1 protein-coding gene is annotated in these 816 nt (G+C 71.0%); it reads right to left on the bottom strand.

Annotated elements, in window-relative coordinates; genetic code table 11:
- On the bottom strand, window positions 1–682 hold a 682-nt coding region (locus ACK4TH_RS12475; RefSeq protein ID WP_409626913.1), incomplete at its 3' end, for a lysophospholipid acyltransferase family protein.
- Window positions 683–816: the final 134 nt, after the last annotated feature.

The following is an 816-nucleotide window of genomic DNA, read 5'->3' as shown; positions in this document are numbered from 1 at the left end:
AGTGCGTGCGGCTGCCGTTCATCGACGAACGTTGCCCCCCCGCCAGCAGCACCTGCACCCCGGGCTGCTGCGCCAGCCGCGCCGCCAGCGTCATGGTGTACGCCGGACGGCCAAAAAACGGCACCCACACACCCTGCCCCTGCGGCGGCACCTGATCGGGCAGCAGGCCCACTGCCTCGCCGCGGCGCAGGGCCTGCATCAGTTGCCGCACCCCAGCCAGTGTCGTCGGTGCCGCCACCATGCCTGGGCGCCGCCGCGCTTGGCGCAGCAGCGCCTCCAGCGCCGCATGGCGCGACGGCCGGTACAGCACCGTAATCGGCGCGGCGTGCGGTACGCCAAACCGCTCGGCATAGGCGCGCGGTGTCACCTCGAAGCAGCCCAAATGCGGCGTCAAAAACAGCACACCGCGCCGCTGGGCCAGCGCCGCCTCGATGTGCGCCGCCCCCTCCCAACCGACCGGCACGGGCGGCCCAAACCACAGGCGCGGCAACTCCGCCACCTGCTGCCCCGCCGCCCCAATCGACGCCCAGCGCGAGCGCCCGCTCAAGCCCGCTTGCCGGGTGTGCTCCCGCCAACGGCGGCGATAGGTGGGCGACGCCAACCACGCCCCCCAGCCCGCGCACCAGCCCAAGGCGTGCAGGGCCAGGAGGGGCCAGCGGGACAGAAACCGAAACAAACGCATCGTGGGCAGGGGTTTGAGCGCGGCGCACACCGCCGCATGGGGTACAGGTACAATGCACCCATCGCCGAGTTATCGAACTACTTGCGGGCGATTCACAAATGCCGCTAAAGCGTTCGCCATCACGCCCGTACATG

The sequence above is a fragment of the Tepidimonas sp. genome, assembly GCF_046292505.1.
GTDB lineage: Bacteria > Pseudomonadota > Gammaproteobacteria > Burkholderiales > Burkholderiaceae_C > Tepidimonas.
The sequence above is the reverse complement of the archived record's forward strand: the minus strand, read 5'-3'. Positions and strand labels throughout refer to the sequence as shown.